Origin of the sequence: Tsukamurella sp. USMM236 (assembly GCF_037148755.1) — a bacterium.
Classification (GTDB): Bacteria; Actinomycetota; Actinomycetes; order Mycobacteriales; family Mycobacteriaceae; genus Tsukamurella.
Window position 1 is genome coordinate 301391 of record NZ_JBBCSS010000004.1, and the last position, 20159, is coordinate 321549.

General features: G+C 71.1%; 21 protein-coding genes. 14 read left to right on the forward strand and 7 right to left on the reverse strand.

Translation table 11 applies throughout. From position 1 onward, the window contains the following. Window positions 1-57 precede the first annotated feature (57 nt). The 3 genes from WFK95_RS15545 to WFK95_RS15555 all read left to right on the forward strand — a co-directional run bounded on the left by WFK95_RS15545 (window position 58) and on the right by WFK95_RS15555 (window position 2941). Complete coding sequence (locus WFK95_RS15545) at window positions 58-372, forward strand: hypothetical protein (RefSeq protein WP_224649095.1); 315 nt, start codon at window positions 58-60, stop codon at window positions 370-372. Beyond that, window positions 369-1532 carry a C40 family peptidase gene (locus WFK95_RS15550; protein ID WP_224649093.1) on the forward strand — a complete coding sequence of 388 codons (1164 nt, stop codon included), beginning with the start codon at window positions 369-371 and terminating at the stop codon, window positions 1530-1532. The genes WFK95_RS15545 and WFK95_RS15550 overlap by 4 nt, the downstream gene beginning before the upstream one ends. Window positions 1533-1594: 62 nt before the next feature. Beyond that, window positions 1595-2941 (forward strand): primosomal protein, encoded by a 1347-nt coding sequence (locus tag WFK95_RS15555; RefSeq protein ID WP_336671203.1) that lies wholly within the window; start codon window positions 1595-1597, stop codon window positions 2939-2941. Window positions 2942-2980: 39 nt separating this feature from the next. Here WFK95_RS15555 and WFK95_RS15560 read toward each other — a convergent pair whose 3' ends face one another. The 4 genes from WFK95_RS15560 to WFK95_RS15575 all read right to left on the reverse strand — a co-directional run bounded on the left by WFK95_RS15560 (window position 2981) and on the right by WFK95_RS15575 (window position 7847). Next, window positions 2981-4099: an adenosine deaminase gene (locus tag WFK95_RS15560; protein ID WP_336671204.1), complete on the reverse strand. Its 1119-nt coding sequence runs from the start codon at window positions 4097-4099 to the stop codon at window positions 2981-2983. 44 nt (window positions 4100-4143) lie between these two features. Continuing rightward, window positions 4144-4770, reverse strand: coding sequence for a response regulator (locus WFK95_RS15565; protein ID WP_224649087.1), 627 nt, complete (start codon window positions 4768-4770; stop codon window positions 4144-4146). A 66-nt stretch (window positions 4771-4836) separates the two neighbouring features. Then, entirely contained in the window at window positions 4837-6096 is a 1260-nt protein-coding gene (locus WFK95_RS15570) for a sensor histidine kinase (RefSeq protein WP_224649085.1), read from the reverse strand. A gap of 86 nt (window positions 6097-6182) precedes the next feature. Next, the gene (locus WFK95_RS15575; protein ID WP_336671205.1) at window positions 6183-7847 is read right to left on the reverse strand and encodes a DHA2 family efflux MFS transporter permease subunit; all 1665 of its coding nucleotides are present in this window, start codon (window positions 7845-7847) and stop codon (window positions 6183-6185) included. Window positions 7848-7954: 107 nt separating this feature from the next. On the opposite strand from WFK95_RS15575, the gene WFK95_RS15580 reads away from it, so the two are divergent. Together WFK95_RS15580 and WFK95_RS15585 are read left to right on the forward strand one after the other, a co-directional pair. Further along, window positions 7955-8449, forward strand: coding sequence for a MarR family winged helix-turn-helix transcriptional regulator (locus WFK95_RS15580; RefSeq protein WP_224649080.1), 495 nt, complete (start codon window positions 7955-7957; stop codon window positions 8447-8449). A gap of 5 nt (window positions 8450-8454) precedes the next feature. Next, window positions 8455-9381 carry a D-2-hydroxyacid dehydrogenase family protein gene (locus tag WFK95_RS15585; protein WP_224649078.1) on the forward strand — a complete coding sequence of 309 codons (927 nt, stop codon included), beginning with the start codon at window positions 8455-8457 and terminating at the stop codon, window positions 9379-9381. Here WFK95_RS15585 and WFK95_RS15590 read toward each other — a convergent pair. Continuing rightward, the gene (locus WFK95_RS15590; RefSeq protein WP_224649076.1) at window positions 9378-10676 is read right to left on the reverse strand and encodes a thymidine phosphorylase; all 1299 of its coding nucleotides are present in this window, start codon (window positions 10674-10676) and stop codon (window positions 9378-9380) included. The genes WFK95_RS15585 and WFK95_RS15590 overlap by 4 nt on opposite strands. A 5-nt stretch (window positions 10677-10681) precedes the next feature. Continuing rightward, entirely contained in the window at window positions 10682-11095 is a 414-nt protein-coding gene (locus WFK95_RS15595) for a cytidine deaminase (protein WP_224649073.1), read from the reverse strand. 241 nt (window positions 11096-11336) lie between these two features. Between WFK95_RS15595 and sdhC the strand changes: the two genes are divergently transcribed. The 9 genes from sdhC (at window position 11337) to WFK95_RS15640 (ending at window position 19158) form a co-directional block, all read left to right on the forward strand. Beyond that, a complete protein-coding gene (sdhC, locus tag WFK95_RS15600) occupies window positions 11337-11744 on the forward strand; it encodes a succinate dehydrogenase, cytochrome b556 subunit (protein ID WP_068741624.1) in 408 nt (135 codons plus the stop codon). A 14-nt stretch (window positions 11745-11758) separates the two neighbouring features. Further along, the gene (locus WFK95_RS15605; protein ID WP_068522412.1) at window positions 11759-12226 is read left to right on the forward strand and encodes a succinate dehydrogenase hydrophobic membrane anchor subunit; all 468 of its coding nucleotides are present in this window, start codon (window positions 11759-11761) and stop codon (window positions 12224-12226) included. 25 nt (window positions 12227-12251) lie between these two features. Beyond that, window positions 12252-14003 carry a succinate dehydrogenase flavoprotein subunit gene (gene sdhA, locus WFK95_RS15610; RefSeq protein WP_224649071.1) on the forward strand — a complete coding sequence of 584 codons (1752 nt, stop codon included), beginning with the start codon at window positions 12252-12254 and terminating at the stop codon, window positions 14001-14003. Beyond that, a complete protein-coding gene (locus WFK95_RS15615) occupies window positions 14003-14770 on the forward strand; it encodes a succinate dehydrogenase iron-sulfur subunit (RefSeq protein ID WP_224649069.1) in 768 nt (255 codons plus the stop codon). The genes sdhA and WFK95_RS15615 overlap by 1 nt, the downstream gene beginning before the upstream one ends. Window positions 14771-14850: 80 nt before the next feature. Further along, window positions 14851-16011, forward strand: a complete 1161-nt coding sequence (locus tag WFK95_RS15620) for an SGNH/GDSL hydrolase family protein (RefSeq protein WP_336671206.1) — start codon at window positions 14851-14853, stop codon at window positions 16009-16011. A gap of 94 nt (window positions 16012-16105) precedes the next feature. Next, window positions 16106-16618, forward strand: a complete 513-nt coding sequence (locus tag WFK95_RS15625; RefSeq protein WP_336671207.1) for a histidine kinase — start codon at window positions 16106-16108, stop codon at window positions 16616-16618. A gap of 104 nt (window positions 16619-16722) precedes the next feature. Further along, window positions 16723-17568, forward strand: coding sequence for a DUF4097 family beta strand repeat-containing protein (locus WFK95_RS15630; RefSeq protein WP_224649050.1), 846 nt, complete (start codon window positions 16723-16725; stop codon window positions 17566-17568). A 28-nt stretch (window positions 17569-17596) separates the two neighbouring features. Further along, on the forward strand, window positions 17597-18391 hold the full coding sequence (locus tag WFK95_RS15635) for an ABC transporter ATP-binding protein (protein WP_336671208.1): 795 nt from the start codon (window positions 17597-17599) through the stop codon (window positions 18389-18391). Then, window positions 18388-19158 (forward strand): ABC transporter permease, encoded by a 771-nt coding sequence (locus WFK95_RS15640; RefSeq protein ID WP_336671209.1) that lies wholly within the window; start codon window positions 18388-18390, stop codon window positions 19156-19158. Before WFK95_RS15635 ends, WFK95_RS15640 begins: the two co-directional genes overlap by 4 nt. Here the strand turns inward: WFK95_RS15640 and WFK95_RS15645 are convergent. Beyond that, complete coding sequence (locus tag WFK95_RS15645; RefSeq protein ID WP_336671210.1) at window positions 19151-20119, reverse strand: DUF2867 domain-containing protein; 969 nt, start codon at window positions 20117-20119, stop codon at window positions 19151-19153. The two genes, WFK95_RS15640 and WFK95_RS15645, sit on opposite strands and share 8 nt — an antisense overlap. Between the last annotated feature and the right edge of the window lie 40 nt (window positions 20120-20159).

Consider the following 20159-nt stretch of genomic DNA (forward strand, 5'->3'; position numbering starts at 1 on the left):
AGCGTATCGGGAACCGCTCGGGACCCTGAGGCGTCCAATCAATGAGGGGGTATTGCGATGGAACCGTTTCTGATGACGACGAGCGCGGTGACGGCGGCGGGGACCGAACTGGGCTCGCTGGCCACGTCGGTGGCGGGGGCCGCGGGAGCGGGCGCCGTCTCGGCCGCGGCGCTCACACCGGTCTTCGGACTGATCGGCGGCGACTACCTGGCCGAGCTGCTGGGCGCCGTCACGGCGACCGATGCCGAGGTCACGCGCCTAGCCGCGTTCTACACCTCGGCCTCCGCCGGCGCGGCGCGGACGGTGGCCTCGGCGGTCGCCACGGACGGGGGCGGCGCGGGGGCGCTGCTCGGGTTGCTGGGTGCGTCGTGAGCGGCATCGTCGCGGCGCTGGCGGCGCCGCTGCGGGCCCTGCTCGACACGTTCGGCACCGGCGACCTCTCGGTCGCGGGGGTCGACGCGGCGATCCGGGCGGTGGAGGCCGAACTGGCCCGGGTCAGCGCGCAGACGGATTCGGCGACGGTCAGCGTCGGCAGCGCGTGGACGGGCGTGGATGCGACGACCGCCCAGCGCACGATCGGCACCGGCGGCACCGCCGCGGCGGCCCTGTCGCAGCACAGTGGCGCGATCCGCGAGTCGGTGACGACCGCCGCCGGGGTGGTGAGCAAGGGCCGAACGCGGCTGCAGGCCGTCCTCGATTCCTTCGTGAGCAAGGCCGAGGCCGCGAATCCGACGCTGCTCAACCCCACCGGGCTGATCGCGGTGCTCACGCTGGCGGCCGATCACCTACAGCAGGCGCTCGACGTGCTGCGGTCCGTCCGCGACGAGCTCGACGGCGAGACCGGCACGGTCTCCGGGCTGGCGGAGAGCACCCCGACCGCGCCCGCCACCGTCGACGGCGGTGCGGCGACGACGCCCGCCTCGACGACCGCGACCGCGACCCCGTCGACCTCCTCCCCGACCGGCACCGGCTCGGGGTCCGGAGGCGGCTCGGGCGGCGGAGCCTCCCCCGTCAGCGGGCTCACCTCCGCGCTCACGTCCGCGAACCGGGGCGGCTCGGGCTCGGGCCGCGGCTCCGGGGCGAAGACGGTGTCCGCCTCGCGCCGGTCCGGGGCGACGGTGACCGCCGACGGCAAGGGCGGCTACGACGTGCGGCTGCCCGACGGCACGGTGGTGAAGGCCCCGAACGCGAAGGCCGCCGCCGCGGTGCAGGCCGCGCTCACGCAGCTGGGCGTGCCCTACTCGTGGGGCGGGACGACGCCCGGAGTCGGCCTGGACTGCAGCGGGTTCACGCAGTGGGCCTACCGGCAGGCGGGCATCGAGCTGCCGCGGCTCGCCAACGAGCAGGGCGTCGGCGCCGCGGTCAGCGCGGGCCAGTTGCAGCCCGGCGACCTCGCGGTGTGGGAGGGCCACGTCGCGATGGTCATCGGCGACGGACGCATGGTGGAAGCGGGCGATCCGGTGCAGATCTCCGCGATCCGCACGGAGAACATCGGCCAGCAGTTTTACGGCTTCTTCCGCCCGACGGGCTGAGCCCCGTGCGGTCGGATCCTCCAGCCGACGCGCAGGCGGCCCGGTGCACTACGCTGGGCGCCATGGCGTCTGACATCGTCCCGATCGAGCTCGGCCTCACCGACGGCCCGGTGTACACCCTGTGGGCACCGCGGTGGCGTGACGGGGAGGACGAATGGGAGGCCTTCCTGGGCCTCGACGAGGATCTGTACGGCTTCTCGTCGGTCGCCGAGTTGGTCGCCTTCGCCCGCAGCGGCAAGGCGAACGACCTGGACGACCACCCGGCCTGGGAGGCCCTGACCACCCTGCCGGCGGAGGCCTTCGTCCCGCGTGACGACCGTAGCTTCGACCTGATCTCGGTGCCGGAACTCGCCGCCGAGGAGCCCACCCCCGAGGTGATCGCCGAGCTCGAGGACACCCTCGAGATCGTCGGCCTCATCGGCGAGGTGTGCGAGCTGATCGACGTCACCAAGTTCTTCAACGGCAACCCGGTGCTGGGCACCGTGCGCATCGGCACCCGCAACTTCGAGGGCCGCGAGGGCGCGGAGATGTGGCACAAGGTCGGCCAGATCATCAGCCGCAAGTGGGACGACGTGATCGACGCGATCGAGGGCGTCGTCAGCGCGCCGAAGGTGTCCGCCACCCTCACCGAGGCCGCCGAGCAGGAGCTCGCGGAGGCCGAGGAGAAGGCCGCCGCGCTCGCCGCCGACGCAGCGGATCTGGACGACGACCTCGACGACGACCTCGACGACGTGCCGGGTCTCGACACCGACGACCTGGACGAGGACGACGACGAGTACGAGGGCGACGAAGCCGGCGCCGACGACGGGGTGACGCTCGCGAAGAGCGCCGACGAGGACTTCGAGGACGAGGAGGATGACGATTCCTTCTGGGGTCAGGTCGGCATCGACCCGATCAAGATCATCACCTCCACGGGCGAGTACTACACGCTGCGCTGCTACCTCGACGACAGCCCGGTCTTCCTGGGCCGCAAGGGCAAGATCTACGTCTTCGACTCCGAGGGCGCGCTGGCCCGGTACCTCGCGGACGACGACGACACCGACCTCTCGTCGGTCTCCACCTTCGACGAGGTGCGCGTGGCCGCGACCGACGGCTCGCTGGAGATCGAGGTCTACGACGACAACGTCTACGTGCTGCCCGGGATCGGCGAGGACATCGCCGACGGTCCGCGGCGCATCGACCGCGATCAGCTGGACCTCGCGGTGGAGCTGCTGCTGGACTCGGCCGACTTCGCGGACGACGCCTCGGTGCGGGAAGCGCTGCGCCCCACCACTCCGCTGGGCTTCTTCGTCTCCTACGCGCTCGACCCGCAGCCGCGCCGGCTGGCCCCGTCGGGCCCGTTCGACAACGAGGCCGAGGCGTGGCGGGCGCTCGAGCACGACTTCGAGGACCGGCTCACCTCCAAGTGACCGGACCCCGCGGCGCCACCGCCGCGGGGCACCCCGGCGTCAGCCGATCAGCACCGCGAAACCGGGCTTGATCACCTCGTCGATGATCGCGAGCCGCTCGTCGAAGGGCAGGAACGCCGACTTCATCGCGTTGATGGTGAAGCGCTGCAGGTCCGTCCAGCCGTAGCCGAAGGTCTCGACCAGCTTGAGCATCTCCGCGCTCATCGTGGTGTCGCTCATGAGCCGGTTGTCGGTGTTGACGGTGACGCGGAAACGCAACTGCGCCAGCAGGTTGAAGGGATGCTCCTCCATCGAGGCGACCGCGCCGGTCTGCACGTTGGAGCTGGGGCACAGCTCCAACGGGATCCGCGCGTCCCGCACCCGCGCTGCGACCCGGCCGAGGACCGCGCCGGAGAAGTCGGTGGATCCCGGCTCGACGCCCGCGATGTCGTCGACGATGCGGACGCCGTGGCCCAGGCGGTCGCAGCCGCAGAAGGCCAGCGCCTCGTGGATGGACGGCAGCCCGAAGGCCTCGCCCGCGTGGATGGTGAAGGGGGCGGAGTGGTCCCGCATGTACTCGAACGCGTCGAGGTGGCGGCTGGGCGGGAAGCCCGCCTCCGCGCCGGCGATGTCGAAGCCGACGGCGCCGCGGTCGCGCCAGCGCACCGTCAGCTCCGCGATCTCACGCGAGCGGGCCGCGTGCCGCATCGCGGTCACGAGGCAGCGCACCACGATCGGACGGCCCGCGGTGCGCGCCGCCGACTCGCCCGAGGCGAAGCCCGCGAGCACGGCCTCCATCACCTCGTCGAGCGACAGCCCGCCCTCCAGGTGCTGCTCGGGCGCGAACCGCACCTCGGCGTAGACCACGCCGTCGGCCGCGAGATCTTCCGCGCACTCGCGCGCCACGCGGGCCAGCGCCTCGGGCGTCTGCATCACGCCGACGGTGTGCTCGAAGGTCTCCAGGTACTTCACCAGCGAGCCGGAGTCCGCGGCGTCCCGGAACCACGGGGCCAGCTCGGGCTCGGTGGTGGCGGGGAGGTTCGCATAGCCGGTCTCCGCGGCCAACTCGAGGACGGTGGCGGGACGCAGCCCGCCGTCGAGATGGTCGTGGAGCAGCACCTTGGGCGCGCGGCGCAGGGCCTGCAGGTCGATGGGGGTGGGGCCAACGGGATTCGCCATAGGGTCAAGGTACCGGCTACCGGCGCGTAACACGGTCGGCGCGGCTATCGCTCCGTGAGATAGGTGAGGATGGCTCGGACGCGGCGGTTCCCCTCCTCCGGAGGCAGATCCAGCTTGGCGAAGATGTTCGCCACGTGCTTGGCCACCGCCGCGTCCGAGACCACCAGCGCCGCAGCGATATCGGCATTGCTGCGGCCCTCCGCCATGAGCGCGAGCACCTCGCCCTCGCGGGGCGTGAGCCGGTCGAGCACCGTCGGGGTGAACATCTTGGAGATCACTTCTGGGTCCACCACCACTCCCCCGCTCGCGACGGTATCGAGAGCCCGGAGGAAGTCGTCCACGCGCCCGACCCGCTCCTTGAGCAGGTAGCCCACGCCGCCGCCGGAGTCCAGCAACCGCCGCGCGTACGCGGCGGCGACGTACTGGGACAGCACCAGCACCGGCAGGCCCGCGCGGCCGGCCCGCAGGTCCAGCGCCGCCCGTAGTCCGTCGTCGCCGTGGCCGGGCGGCATCCGGACGTCCGTCAGGACGAGGTCGACGGTGCCGGGATCGATCGCTCGGAGCGCGTCGGCATCGCCGAGCAGGCCGGCCACCTCGTGGCCGGCCCGTTCGACGATCCGCTGCAGTCCCTCGGCCAGCAGCACGGAGTCTTCGGCTATCAGGATCCGCACTACGACGAGCCGCCTTCCGTCCGCACGTGCCTTGTCCTCAGCGATACGATCCGCATCGCGGGCAGCCTACGACACCGCCTTCGCCCAGTAGAGCGTGGTGGGACCTCCGGGCGGGCTCAGCACCGTCAGCGTCGCGCCGATGGACTCGGCCCGCTCGATCAGCCCGGCCAGGCCCGTACCGCCGGCGGGATCCGCCCCGCCCGTGCCGTCGTCCATCACCGTCATCGACACCCCGAGCGCGCCCGCCGCGAACGTGATCCGCACCGTGCTCGCGCCCCCGTGCTTGATCGCGTTGGTGACGGCCTCGCTGGCGGTGTAGTACATGGCCTGCTCGATCTCCGCGGGCAGGCGGCGGCCGGGCGTCCAGCCCTCGCCCGCGGTCACGTCCACCCGGATCGCGCCGCCGAGCTCCGCGCACGCGGCCTCGACGCCGGCGTCGTCGAGCACCTGCGGGTGCACGCCCCGGACGGTGTCCCGCAGGCCCGCCATGGCGCGCTCGAGCCGGGCCTGCGCCTCGGACACCTGGCCGCGCAGGGCCTCGTCGGCGGTGTCCGGCAGGCTCTGCTGCAGCTCGCCGAGCTGCAGCGACAGGCTCGCGAGGTCCTGCTGCGGGCCGTCGTGGAGGTTGCGCTCGATCCGGCGACGCTCGCCCTCGAAGGAGTGGACGAGCACGCCCCGCGAGGCCTCGAGCACGCTGACGCGGCGCTGCAGCTCCTCCTCGGTGGGACCGAGCAACAGGCGCGCGGTGGCGGCCTGCGCGACCGAGACCGCGTACGTGATGTAGAGCCCCGCGGCACAGATCACCGCGCCGATCGCGCCCCAGATCGCCTGGCTGACGACACTGTCGATCGCCGTGCCCATGACGTTGACCTCGCCGTCGAGGAAGGGCGCGATCACGAGCCCGCCGCCGATCGTCCAGCCGATCACCGCGCCGAGGAAGACGATCGGGGTGAGCACCGCCAGCAGCAGCGAGTAGGCGACCTCACGCCAGGTCGCGCGCTCGCCGAGCCGTGCGCCCGCGCGGGTGGACAGGTTGCCGGACACCGGCGGGTGCGGGTCTCCGATGGCCTGCGCCCCCAACCACGTGACCCGCAGGCGCTCCAGCTTCGCCAGCCCGTACGACCACGCCGGCGCGAAGGGCAGCAGCACCACCACGACGTAGAGGAAGAAGAGCACCCACCCGACGATCATCGATCCGGCGAAATAGGCCAGGCCGCGCCAGGGCGCGGACGTGGTCAGGAAGCGCAGCGGCTCGCGGAGTGGAGCGGCGAGCGCGCCGCGCGCGGGCTCGGACTGCGCCGGGGACGGGGTCACGTAATCGATCATGCCGTAGACGCTATGCACGCCGCGGGCGCGAGTCCCTGGCCCCAGCCGGAGAATCCGGGGTGGTGCCAGCACTACCCTCCGCCGGATCAGGCGGCGACGTGCGGGCGGGCGTCCTTCGCGCCGCTCCCGTCGTCGTCGCCCACCTCGCCGGTCATCGGCAGGATCACCAGGGACGCGACCAGGCCCAGCAGAACGAAGGCCGCCGCGACATAGCCGCCCACCATGATGCCGTCGGTCATCGCGCTGCGGCCTGCGTCCGCCACGACGGCGGTAGACGGATCGGCGGCGAAACCGCCGATCGCGGCGCCGGCGCTGTCCGCGAGCGTGCCCGACAGCGCGTCAGCCTGCTCGGGACCCATCCCATGGTCGGTCAGGTAGGTCTCCGACCGCGAGCTCAGCGCGGTGAAGAACACGGTGGTGAGGATCGCGATGCCCAGGGCGGAGCCGAGCTGCCGGAACGCGCTCTGGATGCCCGCGGCCTGGCCGTCCTCACTCGCCGGCACGTCGGCGAGGACGACGTTCGTGACCTGCGCGGTCGCGAAGCCGACGCCGACGCCGTACAGCGCGAGGACCAGCGAGAGCACCCACCAATTCGTGTCCGTCGCGGCGACGAACGCGAGGCCGGCGAGGCCGACGACCTCGAAGGCCAGGCCCAGCCGCAGCATCGCGAGGGGCGTGACGTTCTTGTCCGCCAGGCCGAAGCTCGCACCGCTGGCGACGAAGCTGCCGACGGCGATCGGGACCAGGAGCAGGCCCGACTGCATCGCGGTGTAGCCCAGCGTGAATTGGAGCCACAGGGGCAGGACCGCGATGATGCCGAACTCCCCGACGCCGATGATGAGCGTCGCGACGTTGCCGTTGCGGAACGAGGCGATCGAGAACAGCCGCAGGTCCATCAGGGCCTTGTCCACGTCGCCGCGCCGGCGCAGCAGCACCTGTCGAGCGACGAAGCCGGCCATCGCGAGCGCGCTCAGCACGAGCGCGACGAGCACGGGCGACGGTCCGCTCGCCCAGTGGCGGCCGGCGACGTCCAGCGGACGGGTGACGGTCCACCATCCGTAGGTGCGGCCCTCGATCAGGCCGAAGGCGAGAAGACCCAGTCCGGCGACGGAGAGGATCGCCCCGAGGGCGTCCAACCGCCCGGCGACGCGCGGCGCGCGATCGACGCAGAGTACGACGCCGACGATGATCAGCACCGCCAGCGGCACGTTGATCCCGAAGGCCCAGCGCCAGGAGAAGTGCTCGGCCAGCCAACCGCCCAGCAAGGGCCCCAGGGCCGCTGCGGCCCCGATCGTGGATCCCCAGATCGCGAACGCCTGGCCGCGGGCCTTGCCGGTGAAGGTGGCGTTGAGCAGCGCGAGCGAGGTGGGCAGGATCATCGCAGCACCGGCGCCCTGCACGAACCGCGCGACGATGAGCACCTCGGTCCCCGGGGCGATCCCGGCCGCGATGCTGCTGACGCCGAAGACCACGACGCCCGCGGTGAACACCCGGCGCGCTCCGTGGATGTCGGCGACGCGACCGACGACCAGGAGCAGCGCCGCGAAGACGATCGCGTACGACTCCTGGATCCACTGCGCCGCAGTGGATCCCGCTCCGAGGTCGGCGATGATCGACGGGTTGATCACATTGACGATCGTGGTGTCGACGACGATCAGCGCGACGCCGAGCGCGATCGCCAGCAGGCCGATCCACTGCCGCCGCGTCGGCACGACTTCCCCCGTGGCGACACCCTGTGGCGAGCCTTCCATGGCAACCTTCTTCCATTGTGGAATAATTCCATCTAGAAACTAGATCGGGCGCGGTAGGTTGTCAACCGAGACGGGTCGGCGTCGTGGGCCGACCGCAGGAGGGGCAGATGAGCGACCGGGTCGAACCGGGTCAACAGGAGCGGCTCGCCGAGTCGCTGCGCAGCTACGGCGCGACCTTCCGCGAGCTCAGCCGCAAGTTCGCAGCCTGGCTGGGCCTGCACTCCACCGACGCCGAGGCCCTCCTCGAGATCCTGTCCGCCGAGGAGAGCGGCACGCCGATCTCGCCGGCCCGGCTGAGCGAGCGGATCGGCAGGTCCCACCCCGCCACCACCGCGGTCCTGAACCGGCTCGAGCGCGCCGGCCACGTCGTCCGCACCCGGGAGCACGCCGACCGCCGCGTGGTGACGCTGCGCAGCGGCCCCGAGGTCCAGTCGCTCGCGGACGAGTTCTTCAGCCCGCTCGGCGTCGAGGTCGGCGCCGTCATGGCGCGCTACTCCGCGGCCGAGCTGGAGCGTTTCCAGGGCTTCCTCGACGCGATGCTGATCGCCACGAACGGCCACCTCGAGCGCCCCGTCGAACCCGCCCCGCGCGCACTACCCTGAGACCCATGCGCATCGCGATCCTCGACGACTACCAGGACGTCTCCCGCGAGTACGGCGACTTCTCCGGCCTCGACGTCACCGTCTTCACGGAGCCGCTCACCGACGTCGCCGGCCAGTTGGCCGGGTTCGACGGGGTCGTCGCCATGCGGGAACGCACCCGCTTCCCCGCCGAGGCGCTCCGCTCCCTCCCGGACCTGCGACTCCTGGTGTCGACGGGCCGCCGCAACGCCGCGATCGACCTCGCCGCCGCATCGGAACTCGGGATCACCGTGTGCCACACCGGGTACCGACCCGCGGCTGCCGCCGAGCACACCTGGGCGCTGATCCTCGCGGCGCTGCGGCACGTGCCGGCCGAGGACGCGAACATCCGCGCCGGGCGGTGGCAGAGCACCGTCGGGAAGGAACTGCACGAGAGCACCTTCGGCATCGTCGGCCTGGGCGGGCTCGGGCGGCGCGTCGCCCGGGTCGCGAACGCCTTCGGGGCGGAGGTGATCGCCTGGTCGAGCAACATCGACGCAGAGAAGGCCGCCGAGGTCGGGGCGACGGCCGTGAGCAAGGAGGAGCTGTTCGCGCGCGCCGACGTGGTCACGATCCACTACGTGCTCTCCGGGCGCTCGCGCGGCATCGTCGGCGCCGCCGACATCGCCCGGATGAAGCCGGGCGCACTCCTCGTCAACACCTCGCGGGCGGGCGTCCTCGACACCCCGGCGGCAGCGGCGGCGGCGCGCAGGGGCGACATCCGCCTCGCCCTCGACGTCTTCGACACCGAGCCGCTCCCCGCCGACGACCCGATCCGCGACCTGCCGAACTCCGTCCTCACCGGGCACGTCGGCTACGTCACCGAGCAGCAGTACCGGACCTTCTACGCGGACGCGGCCGAGGACGTCCGCGCCTATCTCGCGGGCGCCCCCGTCCGCGTCATGAATCCCTAGACGGTCACCCGGTCCAGCACGAGCGAACCGCGGGGCGCCGCGGACTCGCCGATGACGGCGGCGCCGTCCAGGGCGGCGACGGCACCGTCGAACTTCTCCGGGGTGTCGGTGTGCAGGGTGAACAGCGGCTCGCCCTCGACGACCCGGTCGCCGACGGTCGCGTGCCAGGTGACCCCGGCCCCGGCCTGCACGGGCTCGCCCTGGCGCTCGCGGCCCGCGCCCAGGCGCCAGGCGGCGATGCCGACGCCCATCGCGTCGAGCTCGGTGAGCACGCCCGAGGCGGGCGCGGCGACGGTGCGCGTGTGCTGTGCGACCGGCAGCGGCGCGTCGGGGTCGCCGCCCTGCGCCGCGATCATCGCCTTCCAGCTGTCCATCGCCTTCCCGTTGGCGAGGTGCTCGGCGGGGTCCGCGTCGACGCCGGCGAGGGTGAGCATCTCCCGCGCGAGCGCGAGCGTCAGCTCCACCACGTCCGACGGTCCGCCGCCGGCCAGGACCTCGAGCGACTCGGCGACCTCGAGGCCGTTGCCCGCGGTGCGGCCCAGCGGGGTGGACATGTCCGTGAGCAGCGCGACGGTGTTCACGCCCGAGTCGTGGCCGAGCGCGACCATCGTCTCGGCGAGCTCGCGCGCCTGCTCGGCGGCCTTCATGAACGCGCCCTTGCCGACCTTGACGTCGAGCACGAGCGAGGCGGTGCCCTCGGCGATCTTCTTGCTCATGATCGAGCTGGCGATCAGCGGGATGGCCTCGACGGTGCTGGTGACGTCGCGCAGCGCGTAGAGCTTCTTGTCGGCCGGAGCGAGCCCGGATCCGGCCGCGCAGATCACGCCGCCGACCTTCTCGAGCTGGTCGAACATCTGCTCGTTGGTCAGGTCGGCGCGCCAGCCGGGGATCGCCTCCAGCTTGTCGAGGGTGCCGCCGGTGTGGCCGAGGCCGCGGCCGGAGAGCTGCGGCACGGCGACGCCGTACGACGCGACGAGCGGGGTCAGCGGCAGGGTGATCTTGTCGCCCACGCCGCCGGTCGAGTGCTTGTCCGTGGTGGCGAGCGGGCGGCCGTCGCGGCGCAGGCCGGAGAAGTCCATGCGCTCGCCGCTGGCAATCATGGCCGCGGTCCAGCGCGCGATCTCGGGGCGGTCCATGCCGTTGAGGAAGATCGCCATGGCCAGCGCCGACATCTGGTAGTCGGCGACCTCGCCGGAGGTGAACCGGTCGATCACCCAGTCGATCTGGCCGTCGGTGAGGGCCTTGCCGTCGCGCTTGGCGGCGATGATGGAGACGGCGTCGAACACTTCGGTCATGTGGTCTACCTCTTCTCGTCGTGGGCGACCTCGTCGAGGTCGTCGGGCCCGAAGGCGTCGGGCAGCAGCCGGCTCAGGGGCACCGGGCCGGAGCGGTGGTCGATCAGGAGCTCGCCACCGCCGTGTTCGTAGAGGAGCTGGCGGCACCGCCCGCAGGGCATCAGGACGTCGCCGTTGGCGTTGGTGCACGTGAAGGCGAGCAGTCGCCCGCCGCCCGTGGAATGGAGCGCGCTCACGAGGCCGCACTCCGCGCAGAGGGTCAGTCCGTATGAGACATTCTCCACATTGCATCCGGACACCACGCGGCCGTCGTCCGTCAGCGCGGCGGCCCCGACGGGGTACTTCGAATAGGGCGCGTAGGCGTGCCCCATGGCGTCGACGGCGGTGCGCCGCAATGCCTCCCAGTCGATGTAGGACACAGCCGATCACTCCCTTCCGGAGGCTTGTTGATTCCGGGTCAATTTCGGTCAGGCATACCTAACTAAACCTGTTCGGCCCCAACACATCGGGACCGTGGTTTCGATTCCACATTCCGGTGGGTTTAAGGTCAAGGCGTGGGTTCAGGTATACGTCGCGAACGGCGCCGACGCGAGGGCTCAGAGTCCTTTCGCCGACCTCCGTTCGACCGTATCCAAGAAACGATGTCGAAGGCAGGACTCGATGAGCAGTAGTACCGAGGTGGCGGCCGCCGAGGAGCCGCGCCGCGTCTCCCTCTACAAGGGCGATCCGGGCATGTTGAACTGGGTGCTGCACCGCATCAGCGGCGTCACCATCTTCTTCTTCCTGTTCGTCCACGTCCTCGACACCGCGGTCATCCGCATCGATCCCGAGGCGTACGACGCGATCATCAAGACGTACAAGACGCCGATCATCGGTCTGCTCGAGATCGGCCTCGTCATGGCCATCCTGTTCCACGCCCTCAACGGCGTCCGCGTGATCCTCGTGGACTTCTGGAGCAAGGGTGTGCAGTACCAGAAGGCGATGTCCATCGCCGTCTGGACGGTCTTCCTCATCACCGGCGCCGGAATGGCCGCGCGTCTCCTCTACATCATGATCTCGCACGCATAGGGGGACGCAGAGATATGACTACCGCGAACGAACCCAAGCTCGCCAAGACGCTGCTCAAGCAGTACGACCGCCCCGCCTCGCTCGACAACCCGCGCTCGCCGCACCGTCCGGCGTCCGGCAACTTCGAGAAGTACGCCTGGCTGTTCATGCGCTTCTCGGGCATCGCCCTCCTGGTGCTCGTCTTCGGGCACGTCTTCATCATGCTCGCGCTGGACAGCCAGGGCGTGCACCGGATCAGCGCCGCCTTCGTCGCGCAGCGCTGGGCCAGCCCCTTCTGGCAGATCTGGGACATCACGATGCTGTGGCTCGCCCAGCTGCACGGCGGCAACGGCCTGCGCGTGATCATCGACGACTACGCCCGCAAGGACCGCACGCGGTTCTGGCTCAAGACCCTGCTCGTGCTGTCGATGATCCTCGTGGTCGGCCTCGGCTCGTACGCGCTCCTCTCGTTCGAACCGGCCTCCGTGCCCACCGCCCAGTAACGGCCAGGAAGGACTGACCCGCATCATGCAGGAACATCGTTACGACGTGGTGATCATCGGTGCCGGCGGCGCCGGTATGCGCGCGGCCATCGAGGCCGGCCCCCGCGCCCGCACCGCGGTGCTCACCAAGCTCTACCCCACCCGCTCCCACACCGGCGCGGCGCAGGGCGGCATGTGCGCCTCCCTCGCCAACGTCGAGGAGGACAACTGGGAGTGGCACACCTTCGACACGGTCAAGGGCGGCGACTACATCGTCGACCAGGACGCCGCGGAGATCATGGCCAAGGAGGCCATCGACGCGGTGCTCGACCTGGAGAAGATGGGCCTGCCCTTCAACCGCACCCCCGAGGGCAAGATCGACCAGCGCCGCTTCGGCGGCCACACCCGTGACCACGGCAAGGCCCCCGTGCGCCGCGCCTGTTACGCCGCGGACCGCACCGGCCACATGATCCTGCAGACGCTGTACCAGAACTGCGTCAAGCACGACGTGGAGTTCTTCAACGAGTTCTACGTCCTCGACATCGCGCTGACGGAGACCGAGGACGGGCCCGTCGCCACCGGCGCCGTCGCGTACGAGCTGTCCACCGGCGAGATCCACGTCTTCCACGCCAAGGCGATCATCTTCGCCACCGGCGGCTCGGGCCGCATGTACAAGACCACCTCCAACGCCCACACCCTCACCGGTGACGGCATGGGCATCGTCTTCCGCAAGGGCCTGCCCCTGGAGGACATGGAGTTCCACCAGTTCCACCCGACGGGCCTCGCGGGCCTGGGCATCCTCATCACCGAGGGCGTCCGCGGCGAGGGCGGCATCCTGCGCAACGTCGACGGCGAGCGCTTCATGGAGCGCTACGCCCCCACCATCAAGGACCTCGCGCCCCGCGACATCGTCGCCCGCTCGATGGTGCTCGAGGTTCTCGAGGGCCGCGGCGCCGGCCCGAACAAGGACTACGTGCTCCTGGATGTCACGCACATCCCGGAGGAGACCCTGATGGCCAAGCTGCCGGACATCATGGAGTTCTCGCGCACCTACCTCGGCGTAGACCCCGTCACCGAGCTCGTGCCCGTGTACCCCACCTGCCACTACGTCATGGGCGGCATCCCCACCAACATCCACGGTGAGGTGCTGCGCGACAACACGAACGTGGTCCCCGGCCTCTACGCCGCCGGCGAGTGCGCCTGCGTCTCCGTGCACGGCGCCAACCGCCTCGGCACCAACTCGCTGCTCGACATCAACGTCTTCGGCCGCCGCTCCGGCATCGCCGCCGCGGAGTACGCCAAGACGCACGACTTCGTGCCGCTGCCCGAGAACCCCTCGGAGATGGTCGAGAAGTGGGTCGCCTCGATGCTCAGCGACCACGGCAACGAGAACGTCATGGCGATCCGCACCGAGCTGCAGCAGACGATGGACAACAACGCCGCCGTCTTCCGCACCGAGAAGACCCTCTCGCAGGCCCTCGAGGACGTCCGCGCCCTCAAGAAGCGCTACGAGCACGTCACCGTCACCGACAAGGGCACGCGCTTCAACAGCGACCTGCTCGAGGCCATCGAGCTGGGCTTCCTGCTCGAGCTGGCCGAGGTCACCGTCGTCGGCGCCCTCAACCGCAAGGAGACCCGCGGCGGCCACGCCCGCGAGGACTACCCCAACCGCGACGACGAGAACTTCATGGTGCACACCATGGCGTACAAGGAGGGCGAGGGCCTGGAGTCCGGGATCCGTCTCGACACCAAGCCCGTCGTGCAGACCCGCTACGAGCCGATGGAGCGTAAGTACTGATGACCGCCGCAGTTGACACCCCCGCGTCCGTGCAGCCGCCCGTTCCGCCCGGCTCCACGATGGTCACGATCAAGGTCTACCGATTCAACCCGGAGGACCCGGACGCGGCCGGCTGGCAGAGCTACCGGGTTCCCGCGCTCCCCTCGGACCGCTTCCTGAACCTGCTGCTGTACATCAAGGGCTACCTCGACGGCACCCTGACCTTCCGCCGCTCCTGCGCCCACGGCGTGTGCGGCTCGGACGCCATGCGCATCAACGGCGTCAACCGCCTCGCCTGCAAGATGCTGATGAAGGACTTCCTCGTCGAGGGCAAGGAGATCACCGTCACGGTCGAGCCCATCCGCGGCCTGCCCGTGGAGAAGGACCTCGTCGTCGACATGGAGCCCTTCTTCGACGCCTTCCGCGCCGTGAAGCCCTTCCTGATGACCTCCGGCAACGAGCCGACCCGCGAGCGCATCCAGTCCCCTACGGACCGCGAGCGTTTCGACGACACCACCAAGTGCATCCTCTGCGCCTGCTGCACCACCAGCTGCCCGGTGTACTGGATGGACGGCTCGTACTTCGGCCCCGCGGCCATCGTGAACGCGCACCGCTTCATCTTCGACAGCCGCGACGAGGGCGCCGCCGAGCGCTTGGAGATCCTCAACGGCGTCGACGGTGTCTGGCGCTGCCGCACCACCTTCAACTGCACCGACGCGTGCCCCCGCGGCATCCAGGTGACGAAGGCCATCCAGGAGGTCAAGCGCGCCCTCCTGTTCAGCCGCTAGAACCTTTACTGCAGCCCGGAAACGCCCCGGACCTCACCCGAGGTCCGGGGCGTTTCTCACTCCCGACGACAGGACCGCCGGTGGCCCCGAGCCTGATCAGCACCCCGATCGACGAGGCCGTGCTGCGCGGCCACCTCGACCTCGAACGGACGGCCCGCGGCGCCCTTCCGCACCGCCTCCCCGCCGAGGCCCGCCGCCGGATCCCCGACGCGCGGCTCGCCTCCGCGGAGGCGCAGCCCTCGGGCGTGCGCCTCGTCCTCCGGACCGCCGCCACCGTCATCGAGCTCGAGACCCTGCCCACCAAGCGCGCGTACGCCGGCCTCCCGCCGCTGCCCGACGGTGTCTACGACCTCGTCGTGGACGGCCGCCTGGTCGCCCGTACGACGGTGCCGGGCGGGAACGTCGACACCGTCATCGACATGGTGACGCAGGAGGCCGAGCTCACCGAGGGCCCTTCCGGCACCGCGCGATTCGCGGACCTGCCCGCGGGCGAGAAGGGCGTCGAGATCTGGCTGCCCCACAACGAGATCACGGAGCTGATCGCGCTGCGCACGGACGCCCCGGTGAGCCCGCAGCCGCCCCGCGATCGCCTCTGGCTGCACCACGGCAGCTCGATCAGCCACGGTTCCAACGCCACTCATCCGACCGGGACGTGGCCGGCGATCGCCGCGGCGGCCGCCGACGTCGACCTGATCAACCTCGGCTTCGGCGGCAGCGCGCTCCTCGATCCGTTCGTCGCCCGCGCGATCCGCGACACCCCGGCCGACCTGATCAGCCTCAAGCTCGGCATCAACGTCGTCAACGCCGACGTGATGCGGCTGCGCGCCTTCACCCCCGCCGTGCACGGCTTCCTCGACACGATCCGCGACGGCCACCCGAGAACGCCGCTGCTCGTGATCTCCCCCATCCTCTGCCCGATCCAGGAGCACACACCCGGCCCGGTGATGCCCGTGCCGTCGGCCGACGGCCTGCGCTTCGAGGCCACCGGGGATCCCGCCGAGGTCCGCGCGGGAAAGCTCACGCTGACCGTCATCCGGGAGGAGCTCGAGCGGATCGTCGCGGAGCGGACCGCCGAGGACCCGAACCTGCACCTCCTCGACGGCCGCGCCCTGTACGGCACAGAGGACTACGCCCGCCTGCCGCTCCCCGACGAACTGCACCCCGACGGGCCCACCCACACCCTGATCGGCACCCGGTTCGGCGAGCTCGCCTTCGGCCCGGGCGGCGGCTTCACACCATAGGACACCACCGTGACACCATGATTCACCTGGCTATTCTCATGTTTCTCGCCTATTGCTGTTGACGTGACACCATGATGGTGTCATAGTTGACGCCATGGACATCACCCCCTTCGTCAGCGACCTCCAGCGTCAGCTCATCGCCGCCGCCGAACGCGACTTCACGGACGCCGGGGACAACGGCGTCGACGACGCCCGCGCCTCCGCGGAGCGCCTCGCCTCCGGCCTCGACGCCGCCACCCGACTCGTCCTGCTGGACGCGCTGTCCGCCGCGACCGGCGAGATCACCCGCGACCTGGTGCCCGGCTCCGTCGACCTGCGGCTGCGCGGCCGCGACGTCGAGTTCGTCGTCGCCGCGGCGCGCGCGGAGCAGGACGAGGACGCGACCACCGCGACCGGCGTCGACTTCGACGACACCAGCAGCTCGCGCACCACACTGCGCCTCCCGGACGTCCTCAAGTCGCAGGTCGACGAGGCCGCCGCGGCCGACGGCGTCTCCGTGAACACCTGGCTGGTGCGGGCCGTCGCGGCCGCGCTCGCCCCGCGCAGACGACGAACCGCCCAGCGCGCGCTCCGCACCGGCGACGACTTCGCCGGCTGGGCGCGCTGACCCCTCCCCGCCCGATCCCCCTCCGAACACACCACAACCGCACAGCCCGACGAGAACCCCGCGCCCCGCGGGGTCGGCCGAGCGCACCTTCGAAAGGTCCCACCATGCCCGTCTTCCCCACCCCCGAGCCCATCGACCTCGCAGTCAACCTGCAGGTCGGCGACATCGACGTGATCGCGAGCGACCGCACGGACGCCGTCGTGACCGTCTCCCCCAGCTCTCCCGACAAGGCGGCGGACCGGCGCGCCGCCGAGGCCACGCGCGTCGAGTTCGACGGTGCCCGGCTCACCGTGGTCGGCCCCAAGCCGAAGTTCAGCCTGTTCGGCCCGAGCGAGTCGGTGGACGTCACCGTCGAGCTGCCGGCCGGCTCCCGGTTCACCGCCGAGAGCGCCGTCGGCGGCGTCCGCACCGAGGGCCGCCTCGGCGCCACCCGCATCAAGGCGACCACCGGCATGGTCGAACTGGATGCGACGGGCGACCTGTGGCTGCGCGCCGGGCACGGGAACGCCACGGCCCGCGCGGTCGACGGCTCGGCGGAGATCACCGCCGACCACGGCCAGATCCGCATCGATTCCGTCGCCGCCGACGCCGTGCTCAAGGCCTCCCACGGCAGCATCCGCATCGGCGAGGCGCTGGGCGGCGTCGACGCCAACCTCTCCTACGGCGATCTCGACATCGACCGCTCCACCGGGTCCGTCACGGCGAAGACCGCCTACGGCGCCATCTCCCTGCACGAGGTCTCCGCCGGCGTCGTCGACGTGGAGAGCAGCTACGGCAAGCTCACCGTCGCTGTGGCAGAAGGCGTCCCCGCCTGGCTCGACCTGTCCTCCAAGGAGGGTCGCGTCCGCAACCACCTGGAGGAGAGCCTCCCCGATTCCACCACCGGCGACCACGTCGCGGTGCGCGCACGGGCCAAGTTCGGCGACATCGACATCCGGCGCGCCCGCTGAGCGCGCCTCCGACGACCAGGAGAACACCATGACCATCACCACCACCGCGGCCATCGAGGTCCGCGGCATCGAGAAGTCCTACGGCGACCTGCCTGTGCTCCGCGGCGTCGACTTCGCCGTCGTCCCCGGCAGCATCTTCGCCCTCCTCGGCGCGAACGGCGCGGGCAAGACGACGCTGGTCCGCATCCTGTCGACGTTGCTGCGCCCCGATGCCGGCAGCGCCGTCGTGCACGGCTACGACGTGACCTCCGAGGCGCAGCAGGTACGCGAATCCATCAGTCTCACCGGCCAGTTCGCCGCCGTCGACGAGATCCTCACCGGGCGCGAGAACCTCGTACTCGTGGCGCGGCTGCGGCACCAGAGCGATCCCGGCGCCGTCGCCGACGAGTTGCTGAGCCGCTTCCGCCTCACCGACGCCGGAGGCCGGAAGGTCGGCACCTACTCGGGCGGCATGCGCCGGCGCCTCGACATCGCCATGAGCCTGGTCGGCGATCCCGCGGTGATCTTCCTCGACGAGCCCACGACCGGCCTCGACCCGGAGGCCCGGATCGACGTGTGGGACATCGTCAAGGAGCTCGCCGATCGCGGCACGACGGTGTTGCTGACCACCCAGTACCTGGAGGAGGCCGAGCAGTTGGCCGACCGGATCGCCATCCTGCGCGACGGGCGGATCATCGCCGACGGCACACTCGCCGAGCTCAAGCGGATGCTGCCGGCGGCGAAGGTCGAGTACGTCGAGAAGCAGCCCACGCTCGAGGAGATCTTCCTCGCCCTCACCGGAACCCGCACCGACACCCCCACCACGACCGAGGACCGATCATGACCAGCTACGCCGTCTCCGATACCAGTGCACTGCTGGGCCGTTCGCTCAAGCACATCACCCGCAGCGTCGACACCATCGTCACCACCGCGATCACGCCGATCGCAATGATGCTCCTGTTCGTCTACGTCTTCGGCGGGGCGATCAAGGGCAGCACCGGCGACGAGAACTACGTGAACTACCTACTGCCAGGAATCCTGTTGATGGCCATCGCCTCCGGCATCGCCTACACCGCGCTGCGGCTGTTCAACGACATGCAGGGCGGGATCTTCGAGCGCTTCCAGTCGATGCCGATCGCGCGCTCGTCGGTTCTGTGGGCGCACGTGCTCACGTCGATGGTGGCCAACGCGATCACCGTGCTGATCATCATCGGCGTGGGGCTGATCATGGGCTTCCGCTCCTCGGCGGGCCCGCTCGCCTGGCTCGGCGTCGCCGGCATACTGGCGCTGTTCACTCTGGCGCTCACCTGGATCGCGGTGGCCGTCGGTCTGACGGCGAAGTCCGTCGACGGCGCGACCGGGTTCTCCTACCCGCTGATCTTCCTGCCGTTCATCAGCTCCGCCTTCGTGCCCACCGACACCATGCCCGGGCCGGTGCGCGCCTTCGCCGAGAACCAGCCGGTGACCTCGATCGTGAACACCGTCTCGGCCCTGCTGGCGGAGCGCCCGGTCGACACCGGCGACCTGGTCTCGGCCCTCGCCTGGTGCACCGGAATCCTGGTGGTCGCCTACGGCGGGGCGATGCTCGCCTACCGCCGCCGGATCAGCTGACGCCCAGCCCGATCCGCCCCTGCTGCGCCGCGCGCCGATGCGCGCGGCGCAGCATCGCGCGGATCACGGCCGGGTGCACGCGGCGCACCACCGCGAGGTACGCCCGGCCCTTCGCGGTCGACGGCGCCGAGACGGTGGTCAGGGTCACGGCACCGTCGGCCACGAGGACGGAGGCCCGGAACCGCAGGTGGCCGGGGTCCCCGCCCAGCAGCACCTCGGTCTCGGACCGCTCGCGCGTCGCGAAGAAGTCCTCCCGCTCCCCGCGGTCGATGCCCACCAGGAGCGCCACGGCCTGCCGTACGGCGAACGCCGCGCACACCCAGCCCGGCAGGTCGCGGAACGTGGCATCGGCCCAGGCCTGCGGGTCCGTGGGGAATCCCCGCCACACCGGTACGGCGAAGGCGTCCACCAGGGCACCGGGCCGCCCGGCCTGTTCCGCGAGCGAGCGCCGGGCGAGCACGGCGCCAGCCGGGACGTCGACGGATCGGACCGCGGGCAGATCGACGGTGCGGAGCATCCGCACCCACGCCGACCATCGCGCCGGCCGCGTGACCGAACCGGTGGCGGCCAGCTCGGCGTCGTCGAGCAGGTCCTCGAGCACCGCGTCGTGGAGGGGCACCAGGAGGAGCGGCCCCAGGATCCGCATGGCGCCCCCGGTCCGGCAGTCCAGGACGTGCCGCACCCGAGTACGGCCGTCGGCGACGGGTTCCAGTGAGATCTCGTGGTGTCCCGTGATGCCCGGTGTGGAGTGGAAGGCGAAGCGGATCCGACGCCCCGGTTCGGCGTCCACCACCCGGTAGCGGATGGGGCCGTGTCCGCCGTCCGCGCCGACGACGGGCGGTCCGTCGAGGATCATCGGTTCCCACGCCGGCGCGGGCCAGAGGACGTCGTCGGGGCCGCCGAGGCGGTCCAGGAGCGGCGCGAGCACCGAGGCCGGCGCCCCGACGATCCGCTCGTGCACGTTATGGATCCGACCGGCCACGGGACACCTCCGTACGGTT

What these genes read in the sequence shown, in the direction of transcription:
- WFK95_RS15560 (WP_336671204.1), bottom strand. Translation starts at nt 4,099, where the DNA reads ATGGCGAATCCCGTTGGCCCCACCCCCATCGACCTGCAGGCCCTGCGC.
- WFK95_RS15625 (WP_336671207.1), top strand. Translation starts at nt 16,106, where the DNA reads ATGGACATCACCCCCTTCGTCAGCGACCTCCAGCGTCAGCTCATCGCC.
- WFK95_RS15590 (WP_224649076.1), bottom strand. Translation starts at nt 10,676, where the DNA reads ATGACCGAAGTGTTCGACGCCGTCTCCATCATCGCCGCCAAGCGCGAC.
- WFK95_RS15615 (WP_224649069.1), top strand. Translation starts at nt 14,003, where the DNA reads ATGACCGCCGCAGTTGACACCCCCGCGTCCGTGCAGCCGCCCGTTCCG.
- WFK95_RS15570 (WP_224649085.1), bottom strand. Translation starts at nt 6,096, where the DNA reads ATGATCGATTACGTGACCCCGTCCCCGGCGCAGTCCGAGCCCGCGCGC.
- WFK95_RS15640 (WP_336671209.1), top strand. Translation starts at nt 18,388, where the DNA reads ATGACCAGCTACGCCGTCTCCGATACCAGTGCACTGCTGGGCCGTTCG.
- WFK95_RS15605 (WP_068522412.1), top strand. Translation starts at nt 11,759, where the DNA reads ATGACTACCGCGAACGAACCCAAGCTCGCCAAGACGCTGCTCAAGCAG.
- WFK95_RS15630 (WP_224649050.1), top strand. Translation starts at nt 16,723, where the DNA reads ATGCCCGTCTTCCCCACCCCCGAGCCCATCGACCTCGCAGTCAACCTG.
- WFK95_RS15545 (WP_224649095.1), top strand. Translation starts at nt 58, where the DNA reads ATGGAACCGTTTCTGATGACGACGAGCGCGGTGACGGCGGCGGGGACC.
- WFK95_RS15585 (WP_224649078.1), top strand. Translation starts at nt 8,455, where the DNA reads ATGCGCATCGCGATCCTCGACGACTACCAGGACGTCTCCCGCGAGTAC.
- WFK95_RS15555 (WP_336671203.1), top strand. Translation starts at nt 1,595, where the DNA reads ATGGCGTCTGACATCGTCCCGATCGAGCTCGGCCTCACCGACGGCCCG.
- sdhA (WP_224649071.1), top strand. Translation starts at nt 12,252, where the DNA reads ATGCAGGAACATCGTTACGACGTGGTGATCATCGGTGCCGGCGGCGCC.
- WFK95_RS15575 (WP_336671205.1), bottom strand. Translation starts at nt 7,847, where the DNA reads ATGGAAGGCTCGCCACAGGGTGTCGCCACGGGGGAAGTCGTGCCGACG.
- sdhC (WP_068741624.1), top strand. Translation starts at nt 11,337, where the DNA reads ATGAGCAGTAGTACCGAGGTGGCGGCCGCCGAGGAGCCGCGCCGCGTC.
- WFK95_RS15580 (WP_224649080.1), top strand. Translation starts at nt 7,955, where the DNA reads ATGAGCGACCGGGTCGAACCGGGTCAACAGGAGCGGCTCGCCGAGTCG.
- WFK95_RS15635 (WP_336671208.1), top strand. Translation starts at nt 17,597, where the DNA reads ATGACCATCACCACCACCGCGGCCATCGAGGTCCGCGGCATCGAGAAG.